This is a genomic window from Streptomyces sp. NPDC001513, assembly GCF_042894695.1.
Lineage (GTDB): Bacteria > Actinomycetota > Actinomycetes > Streptomycetales > Streptomycetaceae > Streptomyces.
On the sequence record NZ_JBIAVU010000001.1, the window covers coordinates 60,911 to 84,815 of the forward strand.

General features: G+C 72.6%; 27 protein-coding genes and 1 pseudogene. 10 read left to right on the plus strand and 18 right to left on the minus strand.

Translation table 11 applies throughout. The features are described 5' to 3' along the window. Positions 1-3: 3 nt before the first annotated feature. The 3 genes from ACFYZ4_RS00310 to ACFYZ4_RS00320 are packed head-to-tail and all read right to left on the minus strand — an operon-like array spanning position 4 to position 3,037. Positions 4-999, minus strand: coding sequence for an ABC transporter permease (locus tag ACFYZ4_RS00310; RefSeq protein WP_390782539.1), 996 nt, complete (start codon positions 997-999; stop codon positions 4-6). Continuing rightward, positions 987-1,874 (minus strand): ABC transporter permease, encoded by an 888-nt coding sequence (locus tag ACFYZ4_RS00315; RefSeq protein ID WP_384349893.1) that lies wholly within the window; start codon positions 1,872-1,874, stop codon positions 987-989. The genes ACFYZ4_RS00310 and ACFYZ4_RS00315 overlap by 13 nt, the downstream gene beginning before the upstream one ends. Then, positions 1,874-3,037, minus strand: coding sequence for an extracellular solute-binding protein (locus ACFYZ4_RS00320; RefSeq protein WP_351301756.1), 1,164 nt, complete (start codon positions 3,035-3,037; stop codon positions 1,874-1,876). The genes ACFYZ4_RS00315 and ACFYZ4_RS00320 overlap by 1 nt, the downstream gene beginning before the upstream one ends. 219 nt (positions 3,038-3,256) lie before the next feature. Between ACFYZ4_RS00320 and ACFYZ4_RS00325 the strand changes: the two genes are divergently transcribed. Both ACFYZ4_RS00325 and ACFYZ4_RS00330 read left to right on the plus strand, forming a co-directional pair. Beyond that, the gene (locus ACFYZ4_RS00325; protein WP_351301759.1) at positions 3,257-4,003 is read left to right on the plus strand and encodes a GntR family transcriptional regulator; all 747 of its coding nucleotides are present in this window, start codon (positions 3,257-3,259) and stop codon (positions 4,001-4,003) included. A 137-nt stretch (positions 4,004-4,140) separates the two neighbouring features. Further along, on the plus strand, positions 4,141-5,619 hold the full coding sequence (locus tag ACFYZ4_RS00330; RefSeq protein WP_390782540.1) for a condensation domain-containing protein: 1,479 nt from the start codon (positions 4,141-4,143) through the stop codon (positions 5,617-5,619). A gap of 33 nt (positions 5,620-5,652) precedes the next feature. Here the strand turns inward: ACFYZ4_RS00330 and ACFYZ4_RS00335 are convergent, their stop codons facing one another. The 3 genes from ACFYZ4_RS00335 to ACFYZ4_RS00345 all read right to left on the minus strand — a co-directional run bounded on the left by ACFYZ4_RS00335 (position 5,653) and on the right by ACFYZ4_RS00345 (position 7,714). Then, positions 5,653-6,873 (minus strand): RNA polymerase sigma factor, encoded by a 1,221-nt coding sequence (locus ACFYZ4_RS00335; protein ID WP_390782895.1) that lies wholly within the window; start codon positions 6,871-6,873, stop codon positions 5,653-5,655. 68 nt (positions 6,874-6,941) lie between these two features. Next, entirely contained in the window at positions 6,942-7,301 is a 360-nt protein-coding gene (locus tag ACFYZ4_RS00340; RefSeq protein WP_351301765.1) for a YciI family protein, read from the minus strand. A 143-nt stretch (positions 7,302-7,444) separates the two neighbouring features. After that, a complete protein-coding gene (locus tag ACFYZ4_RS00345) occupies positions 7,445-7,714 on the minus strand; it encodes a hypothetical protein (protein ID WP_351301768.1) in 270 nt (89 codons plus the stop codon). A gap of 91 nt (positions 7,715-7,805) precedes the next feature. Here ACFYZ4_RS00345 and ACFYZ4_RS00350 point away from each other — a divergent pair, with 91 nt between their 5' ends. From ACFYZ4_RS00350 to ACFYZ4_RS00360, 3 genes are all read left to right on the plus strand, one after another. Further along, positions 7,806-8,144: a thioredoxin domain-containing protein gene (locus ACFYZ4_RS00350; RefSeq protein WP_351301771.1), complete on the plus strand. Its 339-nt coding sequence runs from the start codon at positions 7,806-7,808 to the stop codon at positions 8,142-8,144. A 122-nt stretch (positions 8,145-8,266) separates the two neighbouring features. Next, entirely contained in the window at positions 8,267-8,620 is a 354-nt protein-coding gene (locus ACFYZ4_RS00355; protein WP_351301774.1) for a DUF1304 domain-containing protein, read from the plus strand. Further along, positions 8,617-9,195, plus strand: coding sequence for a TetR/AcrR family transcriptional regulator (locus tag ACFYZ4_RS00360; protein ID WP_351301777.1), 579 nt, complete (start codon positions 8,617-8,619; stop codon positions 9,193-9,195). Before ACFYZ4_RS00355 ends, ACFYZ4_RS00360 begins: the two co-directional genes overlap by 4 nt. Positions 9,196-9,279: 84 nt before the next feature. On the opposite strand, the gene ACFYZ4_RS00365 is transcribed toward ACFYZ4_RS00360, so the two are convergent. Beyond that, a complete protein-coding gene (locus tag ACFYZ4_RS00365) occupies positions 9,280-9,486 on the minus strand; it encodes a cold-shock protein (RefSeq protein ID WP_351290928.1) in 207 nt (68 codons plus the stop codon). 228 nt (positions 9,487-9,714) lie between these two features. Beyond that, positions 9,715-10,083: an HGxxPAAW family protein gene (locus tag ACFYZ4_RS00370; RefSeq protein WP_390782541.1), complete on the minus strand. Its 369-nt coding sequence runs from the start codon at positions 10,081-10,083 to the stop codon at positions 9,715-9,717. Positions 10,084-10,175: 92 nt separating this feature from the next. On the opposite strand from ACFYZ4_RS00370, the gene ACFYZ4_RS00375 reads away from it, so the two are divergent. Both ACFYZ4_RS00375 and ACFYZ4_RS00380 read left to right on the plus strand, forming a co-directional pair. Then, on the plus strand, positions 10,176-10,670 hold the full coding sequence (locus ACFYZ4_RS00375; RefSeq protein WP_351587458.1) for a MarR family transcriptional regulator: 495 nt from the start codon (positions 10,176-10,178) through the stop codon (positions 10,668-10,670). Between the two features lie 211 nt (positions 10,671-10,881). Then, positions 10,882-12,258, plus strand: coding sequence for a DEAD/DEAH box helicase (locus ACFYZ4_RS00380; RefSeq protein ID WP_384349937.1), 1,377 nt, complete (start codon positions 10,882-10,884; stop codon positions 12,256-12,258). Positions 12,259-12,294: 36 nt separating this feature from the next. Here ACFYZ4_RS00380 and ACFYZ4_RS00385 read toward each other — a convergent pair whose 3' ends face one another. From ACFYZ4_RS00385 to ACFYZ4_RS00405, 5 genes are all read right to left on the minus strand, one after another. Then, complete coding sequence (locus tag ACFYZ4_RS00385) at positions 12,295-12,765, minus strand: hypothetical protein (protein ID WP_351290934.1); 471 nt, start codon at positions 12,763-12,765, stop codon at positions 12,295-12,297. Next, on the minus strand, positions 12,762-12,893 hold the full coding sequence (locus ACFYZ4_RS00390) for a hypothetical protein (RefSeq protein ID WP_390782542.1): 132 nt from the start codon (positions 12,891-12,893) through the stop codon (positions 12,762-12,764). The genes ACFYZ4_RS00385 and ACFYZ4_RS00390 overlap by 4 nt, the downstream gene beginning before the upstream one ends. Positions 12,894-12,954: 61 nt before the next feature. Beyond that, positions 12,955-13,602 carry a GNAT family N-acetyltransferase gene (locus ACFYZ4_RS00395; protein ID WP_384349911.1) on the minus strand — a complete coding sequence of 216 codons (648 nt, stop codon included), beginning with the start codon at positions 13,600-13,602 and terminating at the stop codon, positions 12,955-12,957. Positions 13,603-13,686: 84 nt separating this feature from the next. After that, the gene (locus tag ACFYZ4_RS00400) at positions 13,687-14,244 is read right to left on the minus strand and encodes an SRPBCC domain-containing protein (RefSeq protein WP_384349916.1); all 558 of its coding nucleotides are present in this window, start codon (positions 14,242-14,244) and stop codon (positions 13,687-13,689) included. 88 nt (positions 14,245-14,332) lie between these two features. Then, a complete protein-coding gene (locus tag ACFYZ4_RS00405) occupies positions 14,333-15,433 on the minus strand; it encodes an NUDIX domain-containing protein (RefSeq protein WP_390782543.1) in 1,101 nt (366 codons plus the stop codon). Positions 15,434-15,662: 229 nt separating this feature from the next. On the opposite strand from ACFYZ4_RS00405, the gene ACFYZ4_RS00410 reads away from it, so the two are divergent. Next, on the plus strand, positions 15,663-16,940 hold the full coding sequence (locus tag ACFYZ4_RS00410) for a DUF418 domain-containing protein (protein WP_390782544.1): 1,278 nt from the start codon (positions 15,663-15,665) through the stop codon (positions 16,938-16,940). 417 nt (positions 16,941-17,357) lie between these two features. On the opposite strand, the pseudogene ACFYZ4_RS00415 reads toward ACFYZ4_RS00410, so the two are convergent. Next, positions 17,358-17,789: pseudogene (locus ACFYZ4_RS00415) on the minus strand (hypothetical protein); the annotation flags it as partial. An 83-nt stretch (positions 17,790-17,872) separates the two neighbouring features. On the opposite strand from ACFYZ4_RS00415, the gene ACFYZ4_RS00420 reads away from it, so the two are divergent. Then, the gene (locus tag ACFYZ4_RS00420) at positions 17,873-18,202 is read left to right on the plus strand and encodes a helix-turn-helix domain-containing protein (RefSeq protein WP_390782896.1); all 330 of its coding nucleotides are present in this window, start codon (positions 17,873-17,875) and stop codon (positions 18,200-18,202) included. On the opposite strand, the gene ACFYZ4_RS00425 is transcribed toward ACFYZ4_RS00420, so the two are convergent. From ACFYZ4_RS00425 to ACFYZ4_RS00440, 4 genes are all read right to left on the minus strand, one after another. Beyond that, positions 18,139-18,492: a UBP-type zinc finger domain-containing protein gene (locus ACFYZ4_RS00425; RefSeq protein WP_351290949.1), complete on the minus strand. Its 354-nt coding sequence runs from the start codon at positions 18,490-18,492 to the stop codon at positions 18,139-18,141. The two genes, ACFYZ4_RS00420 and ACFYZ4_RS00425, sit on opposite strands and share 64 nt — an antisense overlap. Further along, the gene (locus ACFYZ4_RS00430) at positions 18,489-19,973 is read right to left on the minus strand and encodes an ATP-binding protein (RefSeq protein WP_390782897.1); all 1,485 of its coding nucleotides are present in this window, start codon (positions 19,971-19,973) and stop codon (positions 18,489-18,491) included. The genes ACFYZ4_RS00425 and ACFYZ4_RS00430 overlap by 4 nt, the downstream gene beginning before the upstream one ends. Before the next feature lie 11 nt (positions 19,974-19,984). Further along, complete coding sequence (locus ACFYZ4_RS00435; RefSeq protein WP_351290951.1) at positions 19,985-21,661, minus strand: FAD-dependent oxidoreductase; 1,677 nt, start codon at positions 21,659-21,661, stop codon at positions 19,985-19,987. Positions 21,662-22,090: 429 nt separating this feature from the next. Further along, positions 22,091-22,909 carry a barstar family protein gene (locus ACFYZ4_RS00440; RefSeq protein ID WP_390782545.1) on the minus strand — a complete coding sequence of 273 codons (819 nt, stop codon included), beginning with the start codon at positions 22,907-22,909 and terminating at the stop codon, positions 22,091-22,093. Positions 22,910-23,149: 240 nt separating this feature from the next. Here ACFYZ4_RS00440 and ACFYZ4_RS00445 point away from each other — a divergent pair, with 240 nt between their 5' ends. Further along, positions 23,150-23,809, plus strand: a complete 660-nt coding sequence (locus ACFYZ4_RS00445; protein WP_351290957.1) for an NAD(P)H-binding protein — start codon at positions 23,150-23,152, stop codon at positions 23,807-23,809. Positions 23,810-23,905: the final 96 nt, after the last annotated feature.

Here is a 23,905-nt window from a genome sequence, read left to right on the forward strand (position 1 = left end):
GGGTCAGGACTCCTTGCGGGAGATGGTGGCGGGGGCGGTCGCGGCGGTGGAGGGGGTGGTCCCCGCCCGTGAGAGGGCGATCAGCAGCAGCCAGGTGATGAGCAGGCTGAGGATGGAGACTCCCACGGACATGCGGGCCTGGGCTCCGGAGATGGAGACGATCCACACGGCGAACGGCTGGAACCCGAGGAGGGAGGCGATGGTGAACTCGCCGAGCACCAGGGCCAGGGTGAGGAAGGCAGCGCCGGCGAGCGAGGCCCGCAGGTTCGGCAGGAGCACGCGCAGGACGACGTACGGCCAGCTCGCGCCGCAGCTGCGGGCGGCCTCGACGAGGGTCGGCACGTCGACGGCGCGCATGCCCGCGTCGAGCGAGCGGTAGACGAAGGGCAGCGCCAGGACCGTGTAGGCGAGGACCAGGACGACGGGGAACTTCTCGTTCTGGACGGCGATGAAGGTCTGGTAGAGCGGGGTCCTCGACAGGTGTTCCGGGCCCCAGCGCAGCACCGTGGAGATTCCGGTGACCAGGGCGATGGGCGGCACCACCAGCGGCAGCATGCACATCACCTCGACGACCGGGCGCAGCCGCGGGGAGCCGATGCGTACGGCCACCAGGGCGGGCACGGCGAGCAGCAGCGACAGCGCGATGGTCGCGGCGGCGAGGCCGAGGGAGAGCAGCAGGCTTTCGGTGAATCCGTCGGCGGAGAGCAGTTCGCTGTACGCCTCGAAGGTGATCCCCTGGCCGGGCACGTGCACGGTGAAGACGAAGGAGGCGAGGAGCGGGCCGAGGAAGTAGACGCCGGCGAGGGCGAGGACGGCTCCGCGCCAGATCCCGGGGCGGCGGGGGCCGCGGCCCTGCCGGGCCGGGGTGCCCGCCGGGGCGGAAGCGGGGGCCGGGTCCTGGGAGGTTGCTCCCACCGGCCGGTCGGTGCGGTCCTCGGGCTGAAGGTCGCCGGGCGCGGCGGCCTGGGCCGGCGGGGCGGGTGGGTTCATCGCAGCCATCGGGCGCTCCGTCGCTGGAGGGGCAGGTAGACCGCCATGACCAGGCCGGCGATCAGGATCATGTCGAGGCCGAGGGCAAGCGCCACGTTCTCCTGGCCGGTGAGCACGTTCCCGGACAGCGCGTCCGCGATCTTGAGCGTGACGAGCGGTACGGAGCCGCCGACGAGGGCCGCGGCCGTGGCGTGGGCGGCGAAGGCGGTGCCGAAGAGCAGCACGAACCCGCCCAGCAGGGAGGGGGCGAGCACCGGCAGGCCGACGTGGCGCCAGAACTGCCATCCGGTGGCCCCGCTGCTCTGGGCGGCTTCGCGCCATTGCGGGCGCAGTCCGTCCAGCGCCGGGGCGATCACCAGCACCATCAGCGGGATCAGGAAGTACAGGTAGACCACGGTGAGGCCGGTGAAGGAGTACAGGTTCCAGCCGAGGCTGCCGAGATCGGCGAGCTGGGTGACGACTCCCGAGATGCCGACGGTGGCGATGAAGGCGAACGCGAGCGGTACGCCGCCGAAGTTGGCGAGTACGCCCGAGGCGGTCAGTGCCGCGCTGCGCAGGCCCTTGGAGCGGGAGGTGACCACGGCCTGGGCGATCACGACGCCGAGCACTCCGCCGACGAGTGCGGTGAGGGCGGAGAGCTGGACGCTGCCGATCAGGGAGCCGAGGTAGGGGCCCTGGAGGGAGCGCGTGAGGTGTTCGCCGGTCAGCCGGGTGGCGCCGCTCGCCTGGTCGGTGCGGGTGACCGCGCCGAAGGCCATGGCGCCGAGGGGGATGCCGAAGCAGAGCCCGGTGAAGACGAGGAGCGGGAGGGCCGCGAGCCAGGTGCGCGGGCCGCGCCGCCGGCGGCTGGTGCCGCCGGCGGCGTGTGAGTCGGAGGTGGACATCAGGAGAGTGCCTTGTCCCACTTCTCGGCGAGGGTGGCCTTGGCCCGGTCGAGCTCCGCGGAGGCCGGGAAGGCGGGGGTGCCCTGGACCTGCGGGAGCTTGGTGACGGCGTCCTTGTCGGCGGTGCCGTCCTGAGTCATGACGGGCAGCAGCACGGGGCGGGCGTGTCCCTTGAGCCAGAGGTTCTGGCCCTCGGCGCTGTAGAGGAACTCCATCCACAGGCGGGCGGCCGCCGGGTTCGGGGCGTCCACGTTGATGGCCTGCGAGTAGAACTGGGCGAAGACGCCGTCGGCGGGGACGGTGACCTGCCAGTCGACGCCCTTGCCCTTGAACTGCTCGGCGTAGCCGGCGTTCAGGTAGTCCCAGTCGATGGAGATGGGCGTCTCGCCCTTCTCGACGGTGGCGGGGGTGGACTCGACCGGGATGAAGTTCCCGCTCTTCTTCAGCTGCCCGAAGAAGTCGATGCCGGGCTGGATGTCCGCGAAGGAGCCCTTGTTGGCGAGGGAGGCCGCGTAGACGCCGCCGAAGGCCGAACCGGACTTGGTGGGGTTGCCGTTGAGGGCGACCTTGCCCTTGTACTCCGGCTTGAGGAGATCGGCGAAGGTCTTCGGGCAGGTGGTGATGCGGGCCGCGTCGCAGCCGATGGAGACGTAGCCGCCGTAGTCGTTGTACCAGCGGGCGTCGGCGTCCTTCTGGGAGCCGGGGATCTTGTCCCAGGCGGTGACCTTGTACGGGGCGAAGAGCTTCTCGGCGGCGCCGCTGCGGGCGAAGGCGATGCCGAGGTCCAGGACGTCGGGGGCGCGGTCCTGGCCCTTGCGGGACTTGACGGCGGCTATCTCGTCGGCGCTGGAGGCGTCCGGGTTCTCGCTGTTCACCTTGATCTTGTACTTGGCCTCGAAGGCCTTGATGATCTCGCCGTAGTTCGCCCAGTCCGGCGGCAGCGCGATCACATTGAGCTTGCCCTCCTTCTGGGCGGCGGCGACGAGGGCCTCCATCGAGCCGAAGTCGGCCACCGAGGCCGCGGCGCCCGGCTGTACGCCGGTCTTGGTGGCGCCGGCGCCACCGGACTTCTGGTCGGGTGCCGCACCACACGCGCTGAGCGTGGTGAGTACGGCGGCGCTGAGCAGTACGGCCGCACCGCGACGGGCGGAGGAACTGAGCACGGTCTCTCCCGGAGACGAGGGTGGGTTCACTTGTCTGAACAAGTTGGCACCAGTTCGCCCGGGCTCGCTGTACGGACGGTGAACGGCGCCTGTCTCCGGGAGCACGGCTCGACGAAGAGATGAGAATGACCGGAATACGTCGTGACAGAGCATGTTGGAATGATCATGAGTACAGAATCGACGGGGTGATCCGTACACACCAACCAGGGGGCGAAGGGCATGGGCACGGTCCGATATCTGGAGATCGCCGATGCGCTGCGCCGGGCGATCCTCTCCGGCGAGCACCCGGTGGGATCCCAGCTGCCCTCGGAGAGCGATCTGGCCGCCCGGTGGTCCGCGTCGCGCGGCACGGTCCGCCAGGCGGTGGCCACCCTGGCCGCCGAGGGGCTGATCGGTTCCCGGCAGGGCGCGCGGAGGATCGTTCTGCGCCATGAGCGCAGGCACAGCTTCGGCGAGCTGAACAGCTTCGCCCAGTGGGCCGAGGGGGTCGGGCACGAGGCCGCCAGCCGCTTCCTCTCCCGCACGCGCAGGCCCGCGACCGCCGAGGAGGCGGAGCGGCTCGCGGTGGCACCGGGCGCGGAGGTCCTCGCGGTGCTGCGGCTGCGCCTGCTCGACGGGGAGCCCACCATGGTCGAGCGGACGGCCTACCCCGACTGGGTCGCGGCGGCCGTGGAGGCGATGCCGGAGGACTGCCGCTCCATCATGGACCGGCTGGCGGAGGACTCCGGGGTCGTCGCCCACTACGGCGAACACCTCATCGACGCCCTTCCCGCCGGCAGCGAGGACGCCCGGCTGCTGGCGGTCCGGCGCGGCAGCCCGCTCTTGCGCCAACGCCACGTCTCCGCCACGGCGACCGGCCGCCCGATCGAGTGGTCCGACGACCGCTACCGGGCCGGCAGCGTGACTTTCAGTGTGAGCAACTCGGCAGTAGCAACGCCTCTGGAACGGCGCACCGGCGACCGCTGATCGACTTTCGTCACCGCGCCCTCCGATCCCGCCTCCCCCGCCCCCGCCGTTCGGCCCGGCGCAAGTGGTTCGTCACTTCCCCGGGCCGGGGGTCGTTAGGGCCTGGGGGTTGATCCGGGGGACGAAGGGATGACGGTATGCGGCAGTTTCCTCTGGAAATGCACGACGTGGCGCCCGGCCGGGTGGTCGAGTGGCGGCTCCGGTCCACGTCGGCGGAGGCCGGCGGCACGGACGATCCGGCGAGCAGGAAGGCGTCCTTCAACCAGGACAAGCACTTCACCGTCGCCGAGGAGAGCCGGGCGGCCGACGACCCGGTCGCGTCCTGGGTCGCGGTCACCTTCGAGGTGACCGGCCCGCTCGACGAGGAGGCCCTGGCGCAGTCCCTGCTCTCCTTCGTCCGGCGGCACGAGGTGCTGCGGTGCGCCTTCCGCCGACTGGCCGGCGAGCTGGCCTGCGAGCCCTTCGATCCGGCCGGACTCGCCCTCGATCCCCTGGACGTGGGCACCTTCGAGACCACCGAGCGGCTGAACGGATTCCTCGTCGAACGGTTCCAGCAGAGCATCGACACCCTCGCCTGGCCGCTGTTCATCATGGGCGCGGTGATCCGCGAGGAGTCCGCGACGGTGTACCTCACCTTCGACCACATCGTCTGCGACGGCATGTCGATGCCGATCGTCGCCCGCGAGGTGATGACCACGTACGAGGGCCTGTGCCGCGGCGAGGACGCCGAACTGCCGCCCGCCCCCAGCTACCTCGACTTCGCCGACGAGCAGCGCCGCCGCTACCTGTCGATCGACGCCCGCGACGAACGCCTGGACTACTGGAAGGCCTTCATGGGCCCGGCCGGCGAGTTCTTCCCCCGCTTCCCGCTCGACCTGGGCGTCGAGCCCGACCGGATGTACCCCATCGTCAACGAGGCCTCCCTGCTGCTGGACGCCGGCGAGGCCGAGGTCTTCGAGAAGACCTGCCAGACGGTCGGCGGCAAGCCCTTCATGGGCGTGCTCGCCTCCGTCGCCGTATGCCTGCGCGAGGCCGGCGGGCCCGGCGTCTACCGGGGCCTCATGCCGGTCAGCGAACGCGGCCGGGACACCTGGACGGACTCGGTGGGCTGGTTCGTCAACACCATGCCCATCGAGTTCGACGCCTCCCCCGGCCGCGACTTCGCCCAGGTCATGGCCTCGGTGCGAGCCGGCTTCAGCGAGATGATCAGCCATCTCGACGTGCCGTTCGTGCGGGCCTGGGAGCTGCTGGCGCCCGAGGAGTTCGCCGCCCGCTCCTGGCCGCATCCGGTGAACTTCTTCTCGTACATCGACATGCGCAAGTGCCCGGGCGCCGAGCGCCACGAGGACTGGCGGCCCACCACCCACGTGTGGTCGGCGCGCGCCAACGGGGCCTGCTCGTGGTTCCAGCGGGACACGGACGGGCTGCACATGAACTCCCTCTACGTCGACACCCCGGCGGCCCGCCGGACCATGGGCGACTTCCAGGAGGCGCTGCGCCGCACCCTCCAGGACATCGTCCGCTCCGGCGGCTTCCGCCGGCCCATCGCGCTGACCCCGCCGCGGCGGCCCGTGGGCACCCCGCTGGACGTGGCCGCGTACGCCCGGCGCCGCTGACTCCGGGGCCCTGCAGGGGTCGTCGTCCCGTGCTCAGAGGCGGGCCGCGCGCCGCAGGAGCAGATTGCGCTCCTGCGCGTTGCGCGTGAGCGAGGCAGCGCGCTCGAACTCCGCGCGGGCCTCCTGCGGCCGGCCGAGCCGCTCCAGCAGGTCGCCCCGTACGGACGGCAGCAAGTGGTAGGCGCTCAGGGCCGGTTCCTCGGCAAGGGCGTCGACCAGCGGCAGGGCCGCCTGCGGACCCTCGGCCATCGAGACCGCGACGGCCCGGTTGAGCTCCACCACCGGCGAGGGGACCAGCCGGACGAGGCGGCCGTAGAGCGCGGTGATCCGCGGCCAGTCCGTGTCCTCGTAGCGGACCGCTGCCGCGTGGCAGCCGGCGATGGCGGCCTGGACGGAGTACGGGCCGTTCCCGGCGCGGCTCAGCGCCCGGGCGCCGCGGGCGATGAGCAGGCGGTTCCACCGGGACCGGTTCTGGTCCGCGAGCAGCACCGGTTCCCCGTCGGGGCCGGTGCGGGTGGCGGTCCGGGACGCCTGGAACTCCAGCAGCGCGGCGAGGCCGTGCACCTCGGGTTCCCGGGGCATCAGGCCTTCCAGGACGCGGGCCAGGCGCAGCGCGTCCTCGCAGAGGGCGGGGCGCAGGAGGTCGTCTCCGGCGGTCGCCGAGTAGCCCTCGTTGAAGATCAGGTAGATGACCTCGAGGACGGAGGAGAGCCGTGCCTCGCGGTCGGTTCCGTACGGGACCTCGAAGGGGACCCCGGCCTTGGCGAGGGCGCGCTTCGCCCGGACGATCCGCTGGGCGACGGCGGGTTCGGAGGCCAGGAAGGCGCGGGCGATCTCCTGGGTCGTCAGCCCGCCCATCAGGCGCAGGGTGAGCGCGATCCGGGCCTCGGTGGCCAGGACGGGGTGGCAAGAGGTGAAGATCAGGCGCAGCAGGTCGTCGTCGATGTCATCGGGGTCCGCCGGTTCGGCCGGCGGCGGCACGTCCTCCAGAGAGCGGCCCACCTCGGCGAGCTTGCGCGCGTAGGTCTCCTTGCGGCGGACGAGGTCGATGGCGCGGTGCTTGGCGGTGGCCGTGAGCCAGGCGCCCGGCCGGTCGGGGACGCCGGACTCCGGCCACTGTTCGAGCGCGGCGACCAGGGCGTCCTGGGCGATCTCCTCGGCGATGCCGACGTCCCGTACGATCCGGGCGACGCCGGCGATGATCCGCGCGGACTCGATCCTGAACACCGCTTCGACCGCCTGGGCCGCACTCACTGCCGTCACGGCCACCCATCAGAGCAGCCGTGACGAGGCAGGGCAAACGCGGCGCGGCCGCCCTGGGATCACATCTCCTGGATCTGCCGGACCTCGGCGCTCACCTTCCATTCCGCCGGGTGGATCTCCAGGAACCGGCGGGTCCACTCGATGGCCTCCGCCTTGTCCTTGCACTGGGTGAGGGAGTAGCCGCCGATGACCTCCTTGGTCTCGGTGAAGGGCCCGTCGGTGTAGCTGATCTTCCCGCCGGACCAGGTGACGCGGGTCCCTTCGGACGTGGGGAGCAGCCCGGCCGTGTCGAGCATGACCCCGGCCTTGGTGATCTCCTCGTGGAGGGCGCCCATGCGCTGCTCGAAGTCGGCCGGGAACGGGGTCTCGGGGGGAAGTTCCTGCTCGTCGATGCGGATCATCGTCAGGAAGCGCGGCATGGTGACTCCTCCGTCGGGAGGGCGGGGGCTGTCCCCGCCTCTCACCCCTTGCGTCGAACGGGAGACGCCCCGATCGACAGCTCCCGGGAAATTCTTCGAAGATTTTCCCGGGACGGCCACCGGAGGTCAGCGGTCACCGGAGGTCAGCGGCTGTCACCCGTCCAGTCCCAGTGGCGCGGGTCCCCGGCGCGGCGGCGGTAGTGGGCGCGGCCGCCCGCTCCGTAGCGTCCTATCTCCGTGGGGAGCCTGGCCTCCTCGGCGAGCTGGGGCGCGCTCCAGCCGGTGATGTCCAGGAGCAGCCCGTCGAGCGGCCCGCCGACCAGTTCGCCGTACGCGTGGTCGGGGCGCGGGCCGGGGTCGGGGTCCTCGTGGTCGGCGCCGTAGACCCGGCGCCGGAGCATCCTGTCGTCCATGCCGATCAGCTTCCCAGGCGCCACTGACAATGCGGCGATGATGGGGGCCGCCCTCCCGATCGAGGGGGCGTACGAGCGAGGAGCGACACGCATGGCACGTCGGGTGCACCAGCCGCTGGAGAACCAGGAGTTCGACTTCATCCTGTCGATGACCACCGGGCCCGTTCTCGCCTACTTCTGCGGCAGCTGGCCGAAGGCCGTCGAGGCCTGCCGGGCGATGGACGCGGTGGTCGGGGAACTGACCGAGGAGTACGGGACGCGGTTCACGGCCGTCCGCACCGACATGACCCGGTGCCCCGAGCCGACCCGGCGCTACGGGGTGACCGCGGCGCCGACCGCCGTGCTCATCAAGGACGGCGAGGCGGTCGCGAGCCAGGCGGGCCCGATGACCCGCGGGGAGTTCCGGGCCTTCCTGGACGCCAACCTCTGAGCCTCGGAGCAGGGTGACGGGCCACTCAACGGCTCGGACCAGATTTCCTGTACAGTTGTCCAGGAAATAGCGTCCTCTCCAGTCACCCATCCAGCCCATTCAGCCAAGAAGTGGAGGCGGCCATGCACACGGTCGCTCAGATCCTGATCGGCCTCGTGGCCGCGCTGCACGTGTACTTCCTGGTCCTCGAGATGTTCCTGTGGCAGCGCCCGCCCGGCCGCGCACTGTCCGGCTTCGACGCCGACACCGCCCGCCTCACGGCGCCGCTCGCCGCCAACCAGGGCCTCTACAACGGCTTCCTGGCCGCCGGTCTGATCTGGTCGCTCGTCATCGACTCGCTCGCCACGCAGATCTTCTTCCTCGTCTGCGTGATCGTCGCCGGGGTGTACGGGGCCGCGACCGCCAACCGACGGATCCTCGTCGCGCAGGCCCTGCCCGGCGCCCTCGCCCTCGGCGCGGCGCTGCTGGCCGCGTGAGCCCGGCGGACTCCCGCGCACCGGACCCGCGCACGGCACGGACGAAGGCGCGGCTGCGGGAGAGCCTGCTCGCGGAGTGCGCCACCACACCGCTCGCGGAGGTCAGCGTGGCGGCGGTGGTCCGCCGGGCCGGCGTCGGCCGGGCCACGTTCTACCTGCACTACGAGGACCTCACCGCGCTCGCCGTCGACGCCTGCGCCGATGTGGTGCACGCCGCGGTGGACGCCCTGCACGCCTGGCAGACCGGTCCGGCGGCGCTGCCCCCGGCGCGGCCGCCCGCCGAACTGGCCGGTTTCCTGGCCGGGGCGGCCGAGCGGGGGCCGCTCTACCGCACCCTGCTCCTCCCGGGCGGCGGCGGCCCGCTCGGCGACCGGCTCCACCGGGAGCTGCGCGAACGCGCCCGCGCCGAGCGCGCGGCCGTGGGAGCCCCGCGCCCGGAGCTGGTCGCCTCGGCGGTGGCCGCCGCCTTCACCGGCGTACTCGCGGACTGGCTGCACGGCACCGTCCCCGCCGATCCGCCCGCCCTGGCGGACCACCTGTGGCGCCTGCTCCTGGCCCTCCACCGGGCCGGGTAGCGGCCCGGCCCGGGCCCCGGACGTGCGAGAGCCCCGCCGGGGACCGGCGGGGCTCGGCTCACGGGCCTGGCTCGTGAAGCGGCACTACGAGAGGGGGACCACCTGTTCTGCCTGCGGGCCCTTCGGGCCCTGGGTGACGTCGTACTGGACCTTCTGGTTCTCCTCCAGCGACTTGAAGCCGGTGGTCGCGATGGCGGAGAAATGCACGAACACGTCCGGGCCGCCGTCGTCCTGCTGGATGAACCCGAAACCCTTCTCCGAGTTGAACCACTTCACGATGCCTGTTGCCATCTGGCTGATCCTTCTCAACGTTCCACTGCGGGCCGCATATGCGGCCGTCTCGATCCTGCCCAACGGTCCCCTACAGCACACGCTGAACGCGGCCAACCGGGGCGCGGCGCATATTCGAACTTCTGGTCGGCTTGTCCGTGAAACGGGGGAGAAACCCCGTCCGGAGGCCTCCCGAAGGCCTTGCGCAGGCCTTCCGGGAGGCCTTCCGGGAGCACTTCACCCGCGTGCTCATGCACTGCCATCCGCAGCCGGCAACGACACGGCGGATCGAGGCCGGGGGGCCGCCACTGCGGCTCGGCGCGGTCCGCTGACCCTGCAGCCCAGGCAGTCGGCGTGCCCGGTGTGGGCGGTGGTGTCCCGGGTGCGCCAGTCCCAGTCGGCTTCCGGGCGGGGCCCGCTCGGCTTGCCCCAGCCGGCGAGGTGCAGGAGCCAGGTGACGATCCCGGCCGCGGCGACGACGCCGAGGCCGAGCCAGATCCCGGGGGTCCAGGCCGCGCACACGGCGATGCCCGCTCCGGCGGAGCCCAGCAGGGCCAGGGTGGTACCGGTCCAGCCGGCCACCGTGTGGCCGAGATCGACGTGGCCGTGCGCGCTCATGGTTCTCCCTGGTCGGACCGTCGGCAGTAGGCTCGGAGAGGAGATTAATTTATCTCACGAGCTAAGTAACTTAGATGCTAAGGAGTATCTGCGTGGAGGGCAAGCCCCGCCCCCCGGCCACGGCCGCGGAGGCGATGTCGCGCATGGACCAGTACGTCGCCCTGGGCATCGTCGGCCAGCAGGAGGTGGCACAGCGGCTCGGACTCAACGTCACCGACCTGACGTGCCTGGGCCACATCCTGGGAGCCGGGGACACCCCGCTGGCCGCCGGTGACCTCGCCGAGCTGGTGGACCTCACCACTGGCGCCGTCACCGGGGTCCTCAACCGCCTCGAACGCGCCGGGTACGCGCGGCGCCGGCCGGACCCCGCCGACCGCCGTCGGGTACGGGTGGTGGCCGAGCCCGAGGCCGCCGCCCGGGTCGTCGCGGTCTACCAGCCGTTCTACGACAGGCTCGGCGCCCTGTTCGCCGACTACTCCCCCGACGAGGTCGCCGTGATCGCCGACTGGTTCGAGCGGGCCGCGGTCGAGGTCCGCGCCCACTGCGCCCAGGTGCGCTCCGGGGAACTGGACACCGGGGAGGCGTAGGCCCCGCTGGTACCATGGGCGGTTGACCAACTTCTTCCCCGTCTGCTTCCCCCTTCGCCTGCTTCCTGCTCCATCTGCTTCTTGCTTCGAAAGGCCCTGCATGAGGAACCCGTCAGTTCACGGACGCTTCGGTGTGAAGGGCGGTGCCCGGCCCGGAGCCAAGTCCGGCGGCAAGACCCCCCGGAGCATCGGGCCGCAGGGCGAGTTCACGATGCACGAGCCGAAGGTGCCGGGCCTGGCGCCGGTGGAGTCGTTCTCGGAGCTCGACCTGCCCCTTGAACTGGTGACGACCATGACCTCCCTGGAGGTCAAGGAGCCGTTCCCCATCCAGGCCGCGACGCTGCCGAACGCACTGGCCGGGCGGGACGTCCTCGGCCGGGCGCGGACCGGCTCCGGCAAGACCCTCGCCTTCGGCCTGGCCCTGCTGGCGCGTACGGCGGGACAGCAGGCGGACCCGAAGCGCCCGCTGGCGCTGATCCTCGTACCGACGCGCGAGCTGGCGCAGCAGGTGACCGAGGCGCTGGAGCCGTACGCGGCGGCCCTGAAGCTGCGGATGGCCACCGTGGTCGGCGGGCTGTCCATCGGGCGGCAGGTGAGCGCCCTGCGCACCGGCGTCGAGGTCGTGGTGGCCACCCCGGGGCGGCTCAGCGACCTGGTCGGGCGGCGGGACGTGCACCTGGAGCGCGTGAAGATCGCCGTGCTCGACGAGGCCGACCAGATGTGCGACATGGGCTTCATGCCGCAGGTCACGGAGATCCTGGACCAGGTGCACCACGCGGGGCAGCGGATGCTGTTCTCGGCGACCCTGGACCGCAATGTGGATCAGCTGGTCCGCCAGTACCTCAAGGACCCGGTCTCGCACTCCGTCGACCCGCAGGCGGGCGCGGTGACCACGATGGACCACCACGTGCTGCACATCCACGCGGCCGACAAGATCTCGGCGGCGACCGAGATCGCGGCCCGGGACAACCGGGTGCTGATGTTCCTCGACACCAAGCACGGGGTCGACCAGTTCGTGAAGCACCTGCGGGCCATGGGCGTACGGGCGGAGGGGCTGCACAGCGGCAAGTCGCAGCCGCAGCGCACCCGGACCCTGGCCCAGTTCAAGACCGGGGAGCTCACCGTCCTGGTCGCGACCAACGTCGCCGCGCGCGGCATCCACATCGACGACCTCGACCTCGTGGTCAACGTGGACCCGCCGGCCGACCACAAGGACTACCTGCACCGGGGCGGCCGCACCGCCCGCGCGGGCGAGACCGGCCGGGTCGTCACCCTCGTCACCCCGAACCAGCGCCGCGACATCGTCCGGCTGATGGCGGACGCCCGGATCCGGCCGACGATCACGCAGGTCCGGTCCGGTGAGGAGGCGCTGAGCCGGATCACCGGCGCCAAGGCCGCCCCCGGGGTGCCGCTGGCCGGCTCCGCGCCGACCGACGCCAAGGGCCGGCCCTCCGGGTCGGACCTCGGCTTCCGCGGCATCGGCACCCGGCCGGGCCGGCCGGGGAAGGGCAAGGAGTCCCGCAAGACGGTGGAAGCCCGGCAGCAGGCCGAGGCCCGCCGCGCGGCCCGGGTCCGCCGGGGCATCTGACGGTACGGGCCGCGGCGCCTGCCGCGGCCGGCCGTTTCAGACCGCGGTGCGCCTGCGCAGGCGGACCGCGGCGGCGTTGCGGACGCGGCGGGTGCGGGCGCTGGTGGCCAGCAGGCGCAGGGCCTCGTACGAGGTGAGCGACTGGGCGGCGGTGCGCTGGCACCAGTCGGAGGCCGCGGTGAGTTCCGCGGCGGACCAGGGCTCGCCTCGGGTGATGGCCTTGAGCAGGATCCACTCCCGCAGCCGGCGCTCGGGGAACGCCCGCCCCGCGAGCGCGTCGGCCATCGCCCGGGCCCAGGCGGGGAAGGACTCGTCGGCGAGCAGCCGCGCCGCCCTGCGGTCGAGGTGGGTGACCACGGCGCTCTCGGCCATCACCGGATCGGGATCGCGCAGCACGGCGGCCACGGCCTCCGCTTCGGCGCTCTCCCCCGGCGCGACGGCCAGCGCCTCCAGGTGGCGGCCGTAGCGCCAGTGCTCCGGGGGCGTGGCGGCATCGGAACGGTTCATCGGGCGACGCCTTCGCGCACGCGCCCGGCCCGGCCGCCGTCCGGCACGGCCCGGCCGCCGTCCGGCACGACCAGGATCCGCTCCGGCGTGCCTATGGCGGGCCGCTGCTGCTTCTTTCCTCTCCCCATGACACCCATTCCACACGACCTCCGTGAACGGCCTGTCGTCAGGGTCCCGTCAAGCCGTTTCTCAGCCTGCCGGGGCCAGCAGCAGGGACTCCGCGCCGACCGGCCGGTATCCGGCGGCCTGGAAGGCGCGGATGCTGCGCGCGTTGCCGGTGGCCTGCTGGGACCAGACCGGCTGCCCGTCGGGCACGAGGTGGCGGGCGGCGCGGGCCAGTTCCCGGCCGAGCCCCCGGTGGCGGGCGCCCTCGTCGACCTCGATCGCCGTCTCCCAGCGGCCTCCGACTCCGCGGCCGAGGACGAGGACCCCACCGTCGGCCGACCAGACCCGTACGTCGTCACGGCGCTTCAGGGCCCGCCGTACCCGGGGGTGGTCGGGGTCGGCCATCTCCCGGAGCTCCAGCGGGGGTTCGCCGGGCAGCGGGTCTGCGACGGTGAGCAGGTCGATCGTGTCGGTGCTGCGTCCGGTGCGGTCCAGCAGCGCGGCCAGGAAGCGGGCGTTCATGGTGGCCGCGAGCGCGTCGCAGTCGAGGGCGGCGAGGGTGGAGCGCACCCAGTCCGGGTCCTCGTCGGTGAACACCACGGAGTGCGCGGTGAAGGCGATGACGCCCGCGTCGCGCCGGTTCTCCTGCGGGACCACGGTGGTGCCGCCGTCCGGGGGCGGGAACCGCCCCTCGGCCGCCGCGTCCAGGATCCCCGTCAGCGTATGCCCCATGCCGTCAGCCTGACATGGCGGAGGACCCGGACAAGGCGGAGGGCCGGGCAGGGCGCCGGGCCGCCGGCTCTCCGCCTCGCGGGTTCAGCCTTCGCGCGGCCCGCGGTCCCGGCGGGTCTCGTGGGCCTCGTGGCCGCCGGCTCCCTGGCCGCCCTCGTGTTCGGGCTCGGGCAGGGGAGCACCGGTCTCCAGCAGGGTCTTGAGGCTCGACGCGAGCATCGGCCAGGCCCGCCCGCACATGCCGATCAGGGTGCCGCCGGGCTCGAACCCCTCGTGCAGGATGGTCAGTCGTGCCAGGGTCTCGCCGACCGGTTCGATCTCGTACGTCACCTTCGTGCGCCGCTCCTTGGCCAGTTCGGCCCGCAGTTCCTCGGCGATCCCGACCGAGGCCGCCCACTGCGGGGTGAAGGTGTGCCAGGTGTAGGAGAGCACGCGGTCCGGGATGCAGTCGAGGACCACCTGCTCGGGGTCGCTGGTGCGGGCCCCGCGCTCGACCCAGTCCATCGCGGAGCCCACCGCCCAGTCGGTCTCGAAGCTCAGGCCCCAGTACCGGCGGGTGAGGGCGGGGTCGGTGAGAGCCTGCCAGACCCGGGCGGGATCGGCCTGGATGTACAGGGTGTAGGTGATCGCACTGTCGCTCATGGCCCCATGCTGCGGGACCGGGGACGGCGGAGGCCGGATTTCCCGATCATGGCGGCTTCCGGGGCCGGGGCGGGGCCCGCCCGCCCCGTCACCAGCGCACGCCGTCCTCCGGGAGTTCCGTGGGCGGTGTCCGGGTCGGGACGGGGAGGGACAGCCGGGCGCGGGCCGTGTGCACCGCCGCGAGTTCGTCCGCGCCGGCCGGGCCCCAGTCGCTCAGTTCGCAGACCTGTTCGGGAGTGGCCAGCAGCCGGGCGTACGACGGGTCCGCGGCCGGCGGAAGGCCCGTGAGGCGGGCCGCGGTACGGGCGTGGGCGCCCTCACCGGCGTGCCGGTAGCCGAGCGGGACGGCCCCCGTGGTCGATCCGGCCGTCGGAGGCGGCAGATGGGCCGTACCGGTGGCCCGGGCGATCAGGAGCAGGACCCGGCCGTCGGGGCCGAACAGCCAGCCGCTGTGGTCCCGTACGGGCAACTGCGCCGGGACCGGACCCGGGTGCCAGGTGCCGTGCTGCGGGGTCCGCCGGGTGCGGAGCACTCCGAGCCGGTCGAGGGCGGTCGGCGCGGTGGGGCGGCCGTCCTCCAGCAGGGCGGTGCCGGAGCCGTTGATGCGGGCGCGCAGGGCGGACAGGGCGCGGCGGGCGTCGCCCGCGTCCATCAGGGCGGGCAGGTCGGCCGGCTCGGCGAAGTGGATGCCGAGGACCTCCTGCTCCGGGAGGCGGACGGCGTCGATCCGCTCGGCGGTCCAGGTACCGCCGTCGTAGACGTGCAGGATCTCGCCGGGGAAGCGCATCTCGGGCGGGAAGCCGGGGGTGTCGGCCGGGATCCAGTCCACGGCGAGGCCCCGCGGGTAGTGGCCGTCGACGCCGAGTTCCTCGCGCAGCTCGCGGGCGGCGGCCGCGGAGGGTGCCTCGCCCGCGTCCACTGCTCCGCCGGGGAGCAGCCGGTCGGCGCGGTAGTCGACGCTCTGGACGAGGATCCGGCCGTCGGTGTCGGTGACGAGGACGACGGCCGCGGTCCACACGGCGGCGCGCGAGGCGCCGTACTCCTCGGGGGTCATCCAGGTGCCCGCCCGCCCGTGATCGTCGGGCGCGGCGGCCCGGTCGCACGCGGCCCGGTCACACGCGACCCGTTCGGTCTCGGCCTGGTCTGTTGCGGCCTGGTCGGTCTCGGCCTGGTCGGTCAGCTGCGGCATCGGACTCCGTTCACCGTGGGTGGACCCGCCGCCTGTGCAACAGCGGGCGCGGCCCCCGGGTTACGGCGCCCGCGCGCCGCGGCGCCCGACCCTCGCCTTTGCCACCCCTATACCTCCTTATTACGCGGTTATGCCGACCTTGGTACCTTCCGCTGGCGGACTGGCGGCATGAAAACCGCCGGTCCGACCACGTCACGCACGCCCCGGCCGGACCGAGGAGAGATCCCCCATGCGACGCGCTTCCCCCACGGAAGCCGCGGCTTCACTCGTAGCCCCGGCAGCCGGCGGGAGCGGCGGCCGCGGCCGGCTGGCCGGGGTGGACGCCGTGCGCGGTCTCGCCGTCCTCGGCATGTTCGCCGTGCACGTCGGCCCCGGCCCGCAGCCCGAGGGCGCCGGTTACGTGCTCGTCGCGGCCGACGGACGCGCCCCGGCGCTCTTCACCCTCCTCGCCGGCTTCTCCCTGGTCCTCGCCCAGCGCGGCCCGGACGCGGTGCGGCAGCCCGACGGCTGGGCGCGGCGCTGGCGTCCGCTGCTGATCCGCTGCGCCGTGCTCGCCGTACTGGGGCTGTTCCTGGCCTCGTTGTGGCCCGGGATCCTGGTCATCCTGGCCTTCTTCGCCGTGTACTTCCTGGCCGCCGAGCCCTTCACCCGGCTGTCCACACCGGTGCTCGCCGCCGTGGCGGGCGGCTCCGTGGTGGCGGGGCCGCTGCTGTCGTTCCTGCTGGGCCCGGTCTTCGGGTACGGGTCGTCCGGGCGCGGCCTGGTCCCGGAGGCCGCCGACCTGGCGAGTTGGTCCGGGCTGGGCACGGTGGTGTGCGAGCTGCTGCTCATCGGGGCGTATCCGCTGGCCACTTACTTTCCGTACGTCCTGGCGGGGATGGCCCTCGCCCGGCTGTTCGACGTGCGGGAACGGGCGGCGGCGCGGCGGATGGCGGGGTGGGGCACGGCGGCCGCGGTCGCCGGATACGGCTCCGCCTGGCTCGCCTCCCATGTGTTCGGGTCCCGGCAGCGGCTGCTGGAGGCGATCGCCGTCCACCACCCGGAGGCGCTGGCCGCCGCCGACCCCGTACGGGAGGTGCTGGGCGGGCAGTTCGGCGCCGTGCCCAGCACCTCCTGGGACTGGCTGCTGGTCGCCGATCCGTACAGCCAGACCCCGCTGGAGACCCTCGGCAACGCGGGTGTGGGATGCGCCCTGATCGGCCTGTGCGCGCTCGCCGCCCGGCACCGGCCGGGCGCGCGCCTGCTGCGGCCGCTCGCGGTGCTCGGGGCGATGGCGCTGAGCGCGTACGTGATCCACGCGCTGGTGCTGGCCGGTCCGGCGCACGGCGCCGCGTCCTGGTCCGCCTGGCTGGCCTTCAGCGGCACGGCGCTGGCCCTGACGTGGGCCTGGCAGCAGATCTGGGCGGACAGCCCGCTGCGCCGCGGCCCACTGGAACACGCGCTCCGCCTGGCCACGCGGGCGGGGAGCCGGACGCTCCTCGGCGGCGGCGCGGAGCGCGGAAGGTGACGCCGGCCGATGGGCTGCAGAGCCCCCACCCACGTGGAGGGGCTCCGCGCCGACCGGGATCTCCCGTGCTCCGCGGCGGACATGACTGTGTTTCACCGGGTCACGTGCCGTCCGCACCGCGCGGGAACGATCACCACGCTATGGCCGGAAAGGGTGCCCGGCCCATGGCAGCGGACGCCAGCAAGGGGACCCGACGCGCCAAGGGGGGACCCTGCGCGCCACATTGGGGCCGGCGGCCTCCGCGGTGCCGCGATGACCTGGACATTCGTACTCGTCTATGCTCGACCCCTGTGGTCCCGAACGCGCACCAGGGCACGACCTCTTCCGCCCTCACCCGTCTGAACGTCAATGCGGCACGTCTGCTCGGGATACCTCGGGCCGGGTACGCGCACCTGCTGGGGCTGGCCCCCGAGCACCTCAACGACGACCTGTGCCGGCCCCCCCGCCCTCACGAGCATCCGCATCGCGGAACTGGCCACCGTCCACGCCCACTGGACCGAGGTGGCCCAGGTGATGACCCGGCGGTCGGAGATCGGCAGCCTCGGGGTCTGGGATGCGCCGCGCCGCCGCTGACAGGGTCAGGGCGCCTTCCGCGTGGAGGGAGGCCACGGCGGTGCGGAAGAGATCCAGCCAGTTGCGCAGCGGGACGGCGGAGGCGAGGGTCTGGTCCGCGTGCCTGCGCAGCACGGTCGACAGACCGGGCTGGGCGTGCGGCGAGGGGGCGTTCAGGTCTTCGGCGCGGAAGGTGATCGAGCTGACCGGGGCCTCGAACTCGATGGTGCGGGTGGCGTAGAGCTCGGTCAGGGCGCCGTGCCGGGCGGGAGTCCTGGCGGCCAGGGAGACGCGGACGGGAACGAGGGTCCTCCGTGCCGCCGCGCTGAGACGGCGATGGTAGAGGCCGAGCGCGCAGGCGCGGACGGCGCAGGCTGGCCATCAGCACCCGAACCCTCCAACGCCGCCTCGACGAACACGGCGCCACGTGGAGCAACGAGGTCGAAACCGTACGGCGGGAGCAGATCACGCGGCTGCTCCACAGCACCGACCTCAGCATCGACGCGATAGCCGCCCGAAGCGACTACGCCGACGCGCGCGCCCTGCGCCGGGCCGTCCAGCGCTGGTACAACACCACCCCCGCAGCCCTGCGCCGCACCGGCCACCCGCGCGGCGGCGCGCGGACCGAACGGGGTGACGAGCCCGTTCAGCGGTGGAGCCGCTGCGTCCAGTCCGGCGGAACCCGATCGGCCGGCCCCGGGACCGACTGATCCGCGGGATGGCCGCCCGGCGGCGTCAGCTCGGGCCCGGACTCGTACATCTCGTTGCGGTCGTAGTCCCAGAACCAGTCCTCGCCCGGTTCGAAGCTCTGCACCAGGGGGTGGCCGGCGGACTTCCAGTGGGCAGTGGCGTGCTGGGCCGGCGACGAGTCGCAGCAGCCGATGTGGCCGCACTGGGCGCAGCGCCGCAGGTGGAACCACCAGCCGCCCACCCCGTCGCAGTCGGCGCAGCCGGTGCCGGCGGGCGGGACGCTCGGGTCGATTCCCTTGATGTCGGTCATACGGGCTCCTCGGCGGTCTCGGTGCCGGTTGCGCGTGCAGCCTCGGCTCCGGTATCGGTATCGGTTTCCGGTGCGGTGAGCGGCAACAGCACCTGGAAACGGGTGTCGCCGGGCTCGGACTCGACCTGGAGGCTGCCGTGGTGCTTGTTGACGACGATCCGCCAGGAGATGTCCAGGCCCAGACCGGTGCCCTCACCCACCGGCTTCGTGGTGAAGAAGGGATCGAAGATGCGGCTGCGGATGTCCCCGGGGATTCCGGGCCCGGTGTCGCGGAACTCCACCAGCAGCCGGTCCCCCTCGCGCGCCGTGCGGACCGTCAGCGTGCCCTCGCCCCCGGTGCTCCCGATGGCGAAGACGGCGTTGTCGATGAGGTTGGTCCACACCTGGTTGAGCTCGGCCGGGTAGGCGGGCACGTCGGGCAGGGAGCGGTCGTAGTCCTTGACCACCTTGATCCGGCGGCCGATCTTCCCGGACAGCATCAGCAGGGTGCTGTCGAGGAGTTCGTGGACGTCGACGACGCGGTGCGGGGCCCGGTCGAGCTGCGAGTACTGCTTGGCCGCGTCCACGAGGTGGGAGATGCGGGTGGTGGAGTCGTCGATCTCGTCCATCAACAGCTCGGTCTCGACCGAGTAGTTGAGCCAGCCGATGGCCGCCGGCAGGATGTCCTCGGCCACGGTCGCCGCGACCTGGTCCAGCCAGTCCGTGTCCAGTCCGGCCTGTACGAAGGTCGGCGCGATCCGCCAGCCCTCCTGGATGTCGTGGTCGTCGAGCCAGTCGGCGAGTTCGTCCTCCCTGTCGGAGGCCTCCAGGGGGCTCAACGCCGGTGCCTTGGCGACGCGTTCGACGGTGCGTTCCTGGATTTCGATGAGGTCGGCGATGGTCTCGCGGGAGTAGCCGCCCTGGGAGATGACGGCCAGCTTGTGCCGCATCTTGCCGACCCGTTCGCGCAGGGTCGCGGTGGCCCGGACGGCCGCCGCGGCCGGGTTGTTGAGCTCGTGGGTGAGTCCGGCGGACAGCGATCCGAGGGCCAGGAGCCGTTCGCGCTGGCCGATGGCCCGCTGGGTGTTCTTCGCGCCGAAGAAGAGCCCTTCCAGCAGGTGGGCGGCCATCGGGAACCATTCCTGCATGAAGTCCGCGAACGACTGCGCGGGCAGCACGAAGAACCGCGTCTGCTCGGTCACCCGCATCGAGTTGGTGTACGTCTGAGGCACCCGGTCGCCCAGGTAGGCCTGCATGGCTCCGGCGTACACCCCGCGCTGCGAGGTCCGGCTCACCTCGACGTCGTCGCCGCCGACCCGGCGGAACAGTACGACGGTGCCCTCGATCATCACGTAGAAGCAGGTCGCCGGGGAGCCTTCGGTGTACACCGGGCCGGCTTCGAACCGTTCGACGCGCCCCTCGGCGCACAACCGCCCGAGCTGCTCCGGGGAGAGCTTCTCGAACAGGAACAGCGAGGCGATCTCCTGCGGGCTGCAGGGCATCGCCTGCCCGCTCACGACTGCTCCAGGTACCGGTGGACGAGCATCACGGCCATGGCTCCCTCTCCGACGGCGGACGCGACGCGCTTCGCGGACCGGGCCCGCGCGTCGCCGGCCACGAACACGCCGGGAATGTTGGTCTCCAGGTGGTAGGGCGGCCGGTCCAGCGGCCACTCGGCCGGTGGCCTTCCGTCCGCCGTGAGGTCCGGTCCGGCCAGGATGAAGCCGCGTTCGTCGCGCAGCACCGTACCGTCCAGCCAGCCGGTGAGCGGGGCCGCGCCGATGAAGACGAACATCCACTGCGCGTCGACGAGTTCCGTCGTACCGCTGTCCACGTCCCGCAGGACCAGCTGTTCCAGGTGCTCCTCGCCCTGCGCCGCCTCGACGACGGTCCGGGTGCGCACCGAGATGTTCGGCGCCTCCTGGATCTGCTGGATCAGGTAGTACGACATCGACGCGGTCAGGGACTCCCCGCGCACCAGCAGCGTGACCGACTTCGCGCCCCGCGCCAGGTACATCGCGGCCTGCCCGGCGGAGTTGGCGCCGCCCACGATGTAGACGTCGTACCCCTGGCAGGAGGAGGCCTCGGTGAGCGAGGAGCCGTAGTACACCCCGCGGCCGGTCAGGTCGTCGCAGCCCGGTGCCCGGAGCTGCCGGTACGACACGCCGGTCGCCAGGATGACGCTGTGCGCGGCGACCGACGAGCCGTCGGAGAAACGGACGACGCGCGCCGGGCCGTTGACCTCCAACCCGGTGACCTCGCGGGCGGTGAGGATCTCGGCGCCGAACCGGCCGGCCTGGCGGCGGGCGCGTTCGGTGAGCTGGGCGCCCGAGACGCCGTCGGGGAAGCCGAGGTAGTTCTCGATGCGGGAGCTCTGCCCGGCCTGGCCGCCGGTGGCCGACCGCTCGATGAGTACGGTACGCAGCCCCTCGGAGGCCCCGTACACGGCCGCGCCGAGCCCGGCCGGGCCGCCGCCGATCACGACGAGATCGTAGAACTCGGCGGTCGGCGTCGTCGCGAGCCCCACGTGGGCGGCCAGGTCGGGCGGCTCCGGCTCGACCAGTACGGTGCCCTCGGGGGTGATCACCAGGGGCAGCCGCTGCCCGTCGACCCCGGCCGCCTCCAGCAGGCGCAGGCCCTCGGGCTCGTCGGAGGAGTACCAGCGGTAGGGCACCTGGTTGCGGGCCAGGAACTCCCGCACCTGCGAGGAGCGCGCCGACCAGCGGTGCCCGACCACCTTGGTGGCGGGTACCGGCCGGTAGTCGCTGGAGCGCCAGGCGGTGAGCAGGTCGTCCACGACCGGGTAGAGCTTCTCCTCCGGCGGGTCCCACGGCTTGAGCAGGTAGTGGTCGAGGTCGACGACGTTGATCGCGTCGATCGCCGCGTTGGTGTCGGCGTACGCGGTCAGCAGCACGCGCCGTGCGCCGGGGTACACGTTCAGGGCCTGTTCGAGGAACTCGATGCCGTTCATCTGCGGCATGCGGTAATCGGCCAGGATCACGGCCACCAGGTCGCCCCGCAGCTTCAGCTCGTGCAGGGCCTCCAGGGCGGACTCACCCGACTCGGCGCGCACGATCCGGTACCCGGCGCCGTACCGGCGTCGCAGGTCACGGGCGACGGCACGGGAGACCCCGGGATCGTCGTCCACGGTCAGGATGACGGTCCGTGCTGCGTCGGCGACCTCTGCCATACGTCTCCCACGACGGCCTGGACCAGCGGCACGGCGAGCCGCCCGCCCCGGTTCCCGCCCATCGTATGTTCGATGGCCCGGATCCGCCCGAGGAGCCGGCCCCCGGGGCAGCACCCGTGCGGGTGACGGGTGCGGTCGGCCCGGCGGGGCGCGGCAGGGCGCGGCAGGGCGCGCGGATGCATCATGGTCGCCATGGACACGCCGAACACGTCGAACACGTTGAGCACCGACTGGGTCACCATCGCGGCCTACGAGCACCTGGGGCGCCTCCACCCGATGGCGGCCGCCCGCGCTTGACTGCGCGACCGCGGCGTCGACTGGATGCCGGAGCCCCACCCGCGCCCGGATGCGGCGTCCGACCAGCGCTTCGCCCCGTAGGTGCGGCCTCCTGGCCGGTAAGCGGCTCCCGCAGTGCGCCACCCGCTCGCATCACCGAAGGACGACGCTTACGCCCCGTTCCTCCATGATCTCCAGGAGCAGGTCGAACAGCGAAACGTCGCCGTCGGCGGTGGGCACGCGCGCTGCCAGCCGTGCCCTGGACTCGGCCGAGGAATCCCAGTGCACGGTGAACGGAGTGGTCGCGCCCCAGCCGCCTCTCAAACAGTCGTTCAGAGCGTCGAGGTTCCAGCCGAAGTAGCCGCCGGGCCCGTTGACGGCCTCACCGATCGCGCAGTAGAAGCTGTCCTCGTCGACGATGTGCCGGCCGTCCAGGGTGAACACCTTGCCTGCCGGAGCGTCGCGTCTCCCCTGGCGCTGATACTCCCGGGACCACAGCGCCACCGACAGCCACGCGTGTCTGTCCTCGGGGGCGAGTTCGTGCCACATGCCGGTGCGGTCCAGGTGACCCGCGCGGATCAGGTCCCACGCTCGTTCCGCTCCTGCCAGGGCGTTCTCGCACCACAGTGTCAGCGTGAGGTCGACGAGGCCGGCTCCGCGGGCCGAGGGCTTGGCGTCGATGACGGTGACCTCGCCGACAAAGTAGGACCCCATGGTGGCACCGTCGCCGTCGAGGAGGTCGAACCAGGCGTTCCCCGCCGTGGCACGACGACTGCCCACGTGGCCAAGGCTCTTCAGTAGGCCACCCTGCGGGAGGCAGCCCGCGAGCTGCACTCGGCGTATTCCCTGGTCGTGCGGCAGCGGCGCGAACAGCCCTTCCGCCTCGTGAGCGAAGCCCCAGAAGTCGGCGTCTTCCTCGTCCGAGGTCAGAGCGTACTTCTGTCCCGCGCCGCCCCGCTCCGCTGTTCGCATCGCGCTTTCCATGAGAGTGCTGATCATACCGGCGCCCCGTGCCCTGCCCGGCTGACGTCGAACGACCAACCGCCACATCCGCCTCGCAGGACTCCGGCTCGCCGCCATCGTCGCCCGGCTGGGGCGGATCGTCCGGTTGGTTTCGGCACGGCTGACGGGTGGGGGTGGGGTGGTTCGGTTGGATGGTGGGGCGGGGCTCGATCGGGGTTCCGTACGGCCTTCCATCCCCAGGGAGTTGTCATGGCGAAGATCGCCCTCTTCGGCGCGACCGGCAGCATCGGAACCCAGGTGCTGCGCGAAGCGGTTCGGCGCGGCCACGAGGTCACGGCGGTCGTACGCGATCCCGCGAAGCTCGCGGATTCCGGCGGCGGGGCCACCGCGGTGGTGCGCGGCGACGTGCTCGACCAGGCGTCCGTGGCCGGGGCGGCGGCCGGGCAGGACGTGGTGATCAGCGCGTTCGGCCCCGGCTCCGGGGATCCCGCCGTTCTCGTGGCCGCCGCGAAGTCGCTGATCGGCGGAGTGCGTTCGCTCGGCACGGACACGCCCCGGCCGCGGGTGGTGGTCGTCGGCGGGGCGGGTTCGCTGCGCACCCCCGGCGGCCCCCGGGTCTGGGACCAGGCGGGCGTTCCCGAGCCCGTGCTGGCCCTGATGCACGCCCACGGGGACGCCCTGGACTTCCTGCGGACCGTGCCCGTGGACGAGGTCCACTGGACCTGCCTGAGCCCGGCCGCGCAGATCGCTCCGGGCGAGCGCACGGGCACGTACCGGCTGGCGCTCGACGACCTGGTCGTCGACGACGAGGGCCGCAGCCGGATCTCGACGGAGGACTACGCCGTCGCCGTGCTCGACGAGATCGAGCTCGACGCGCACGCGGGCCGGCGGTTCACCCTCGGCTACTGAGCGCCCCGAAGGTCCCGGATCCCCCACGGGGTTGCTCCCCCGTGGGGTTATTGAGGTTATTGGGTGGATGGGTCGGCTCCGGATACCTACAGTGAC

Excerpts from the sequence above, each read along its gene's own strand:
- ACFYZ4_RS00310 (WP_390782539.1), bottom strand. The coding sequence starts at position 999 with ATGGCTGCGATGAACCCACCCGCCCCGCCGGCCCAGGCCGCCGCGCCC.
- ACFYZ4_RS00315 (WP_384349893.1), bottom strand. The coding sequence starts at position 1,874 with ATGTCCACCTCCGACTCACACGCCGCCGGCGGCACCAGCCGCCGGCGG.
- ACFYZ4_RS00325 (WP_351301759.1), top strand. The coding sequence starts at position 3,257 with ATGGGCACGGTCCGATATCTGGAGATCGCCGATGCGCTGCGCCGGGCG.
- ACFYZ4_RS00330 (WP_390782540.1), top strand. The coding sequence starts at position 4,141 with ATGCGGCAGTTTCCTCTGGAAATGCACGACGTGGCGCCCGGCCGGGTG.
- ACFYZ4_RS00340 (WP_351301765.1), bottom strand. The coding sequence starts at position 7,301 with ATGCCGCGCTTCCTGACGATGATCCGCATCGACGAGCAGGAACTTCCC.
- ACFYZ4_RS00345 (WP_351301768.1), bottom strand. The coding sequence starts at position 7,714 with ATGGACGACAGGATGCTCCGGCGCCGGGTCTACGGCGCCGACCACGAG.
- ACFYZ4_RS00350 (WP_351301771.1), top strand. The coding sequence starts at position 7,806 with ATGGCACGTCGGGTGCACCAGCCGCTGGAGAACCAGGAGTTCGACTTC.
- ACFYZ4_RS00355 (WP_351301774.1), top strand. The coding sequence starts at position 8,267 with ATGCACACGGTCGCTCAGATCCTGATCGGCCTCGTGGCCGCGCTGCAC.
- ACFYZ4_RS00365 (WP_351290928.1), bottom strand. The coding sequence starts at position 9,486 with ATGGCAACAGGCATCGTGAAGTGGTTCAACTCGGAGAAGGGTTTCGGG.
- ACFYZ4_RS00370 (WP_390782541.1), bottom strand. The coding sequence starts at position 10,083 with ATGAGCGCGCACGGCCACGTCGATCTCGGCCACACGGTGGCCGGCTGG.
- ACFYZ4_RS00380 (WP_384349937.1), top strand. The coding sequence starts at position 10,882 with ATGCACGAGCCGAAGGTGCCGGGCCTGGCGCCGGTGGAGTCGTTCTCG.
- ACFYZ4_RS00385 (WP_351290934.1), bottom strand. The coding sequence starts at position 12,765 with ATGAACCGTTCCGATGCCGCCACGCCCCCGGAGCACTGGCGCTACGGC.
- ACFYZ4_RS00390 (WP_390782542.1), bottom strand. The coding sequence starts at position 12,893 with ATGGGGAGAGGAAAGAAGCAGCAGCGGCCCGCCATAGGCACGCCGGAG.
- ACFYZ4_RS00395 (WP_384349911.1), bottom strand. The coding sequence starts at position 13,602 with ATGGGGCATACGCTGACGGGGATCCTGGACGCGGCGGCCGAGGGGCGG.
- ACFYZ4_RS00400 (WP_384349916.1), bottom strand. The coding sequence starts at position 14,244 with ATGAGCGACAGTGCGATCACCTACACCCTGTACATCCAGGCCGATCCC.
- ACFYZ4_RS00405 (WP_390782543.1), bottom strand. The coding sequence starts at position 15,433 with ATGCCGCAGCTGACCGACCAGGCCGAGACCGACCAGGCCGCAACAGAC.
- ACFYZ4_RS00410 (WP_390782544.1), top strand. The coding sequence starts at position 15,663 with ATGCGACGCGCTTCCCCCACGGAAGCCGCGGCTTCACTCGTAGCCCCG.
- ACFYZ4_RS00425 (WP_351290949.1), bottom strand. The coding sequence starts at position 18,492 with ATGACCGACATCAAGGGAATCGACCCGAGCGTCCCGCCCGCCGGCACC.
- ACFYZ4_RS00430 (WP_390782897.1), bottom strand. The coding sequence starts at position 19,973 with ATGCCCTGCAGCCCGCAGGAGATCGCCTCGCTGTTCCTGTTCGAGAAG.
- ACFYZ4_RS00435 (WP_351290951.1), bottom strand. The coding sequence starts at position 21,661 with ATGGCAGAGGTCGCCGACGCAGCACGGACCGTCATCCTGACCGTGGAC.
- ACFYZ4_RS00440 (WP_390782545.1), bottom strand. The coding sequence starts at position 22,909 with ATGCGAACAGCGGAGCGGGGCGGCGCGGGACAGAAGTACGCTCTGACC.
- ACFYZ4_RS00445 (WP_351290957.1), top strand. The coding sequence starts at position 23,150 with ATGGCGAAGATCGCCCTCTTCGGCGCGACCGGCAGCATCGGAACCCAG.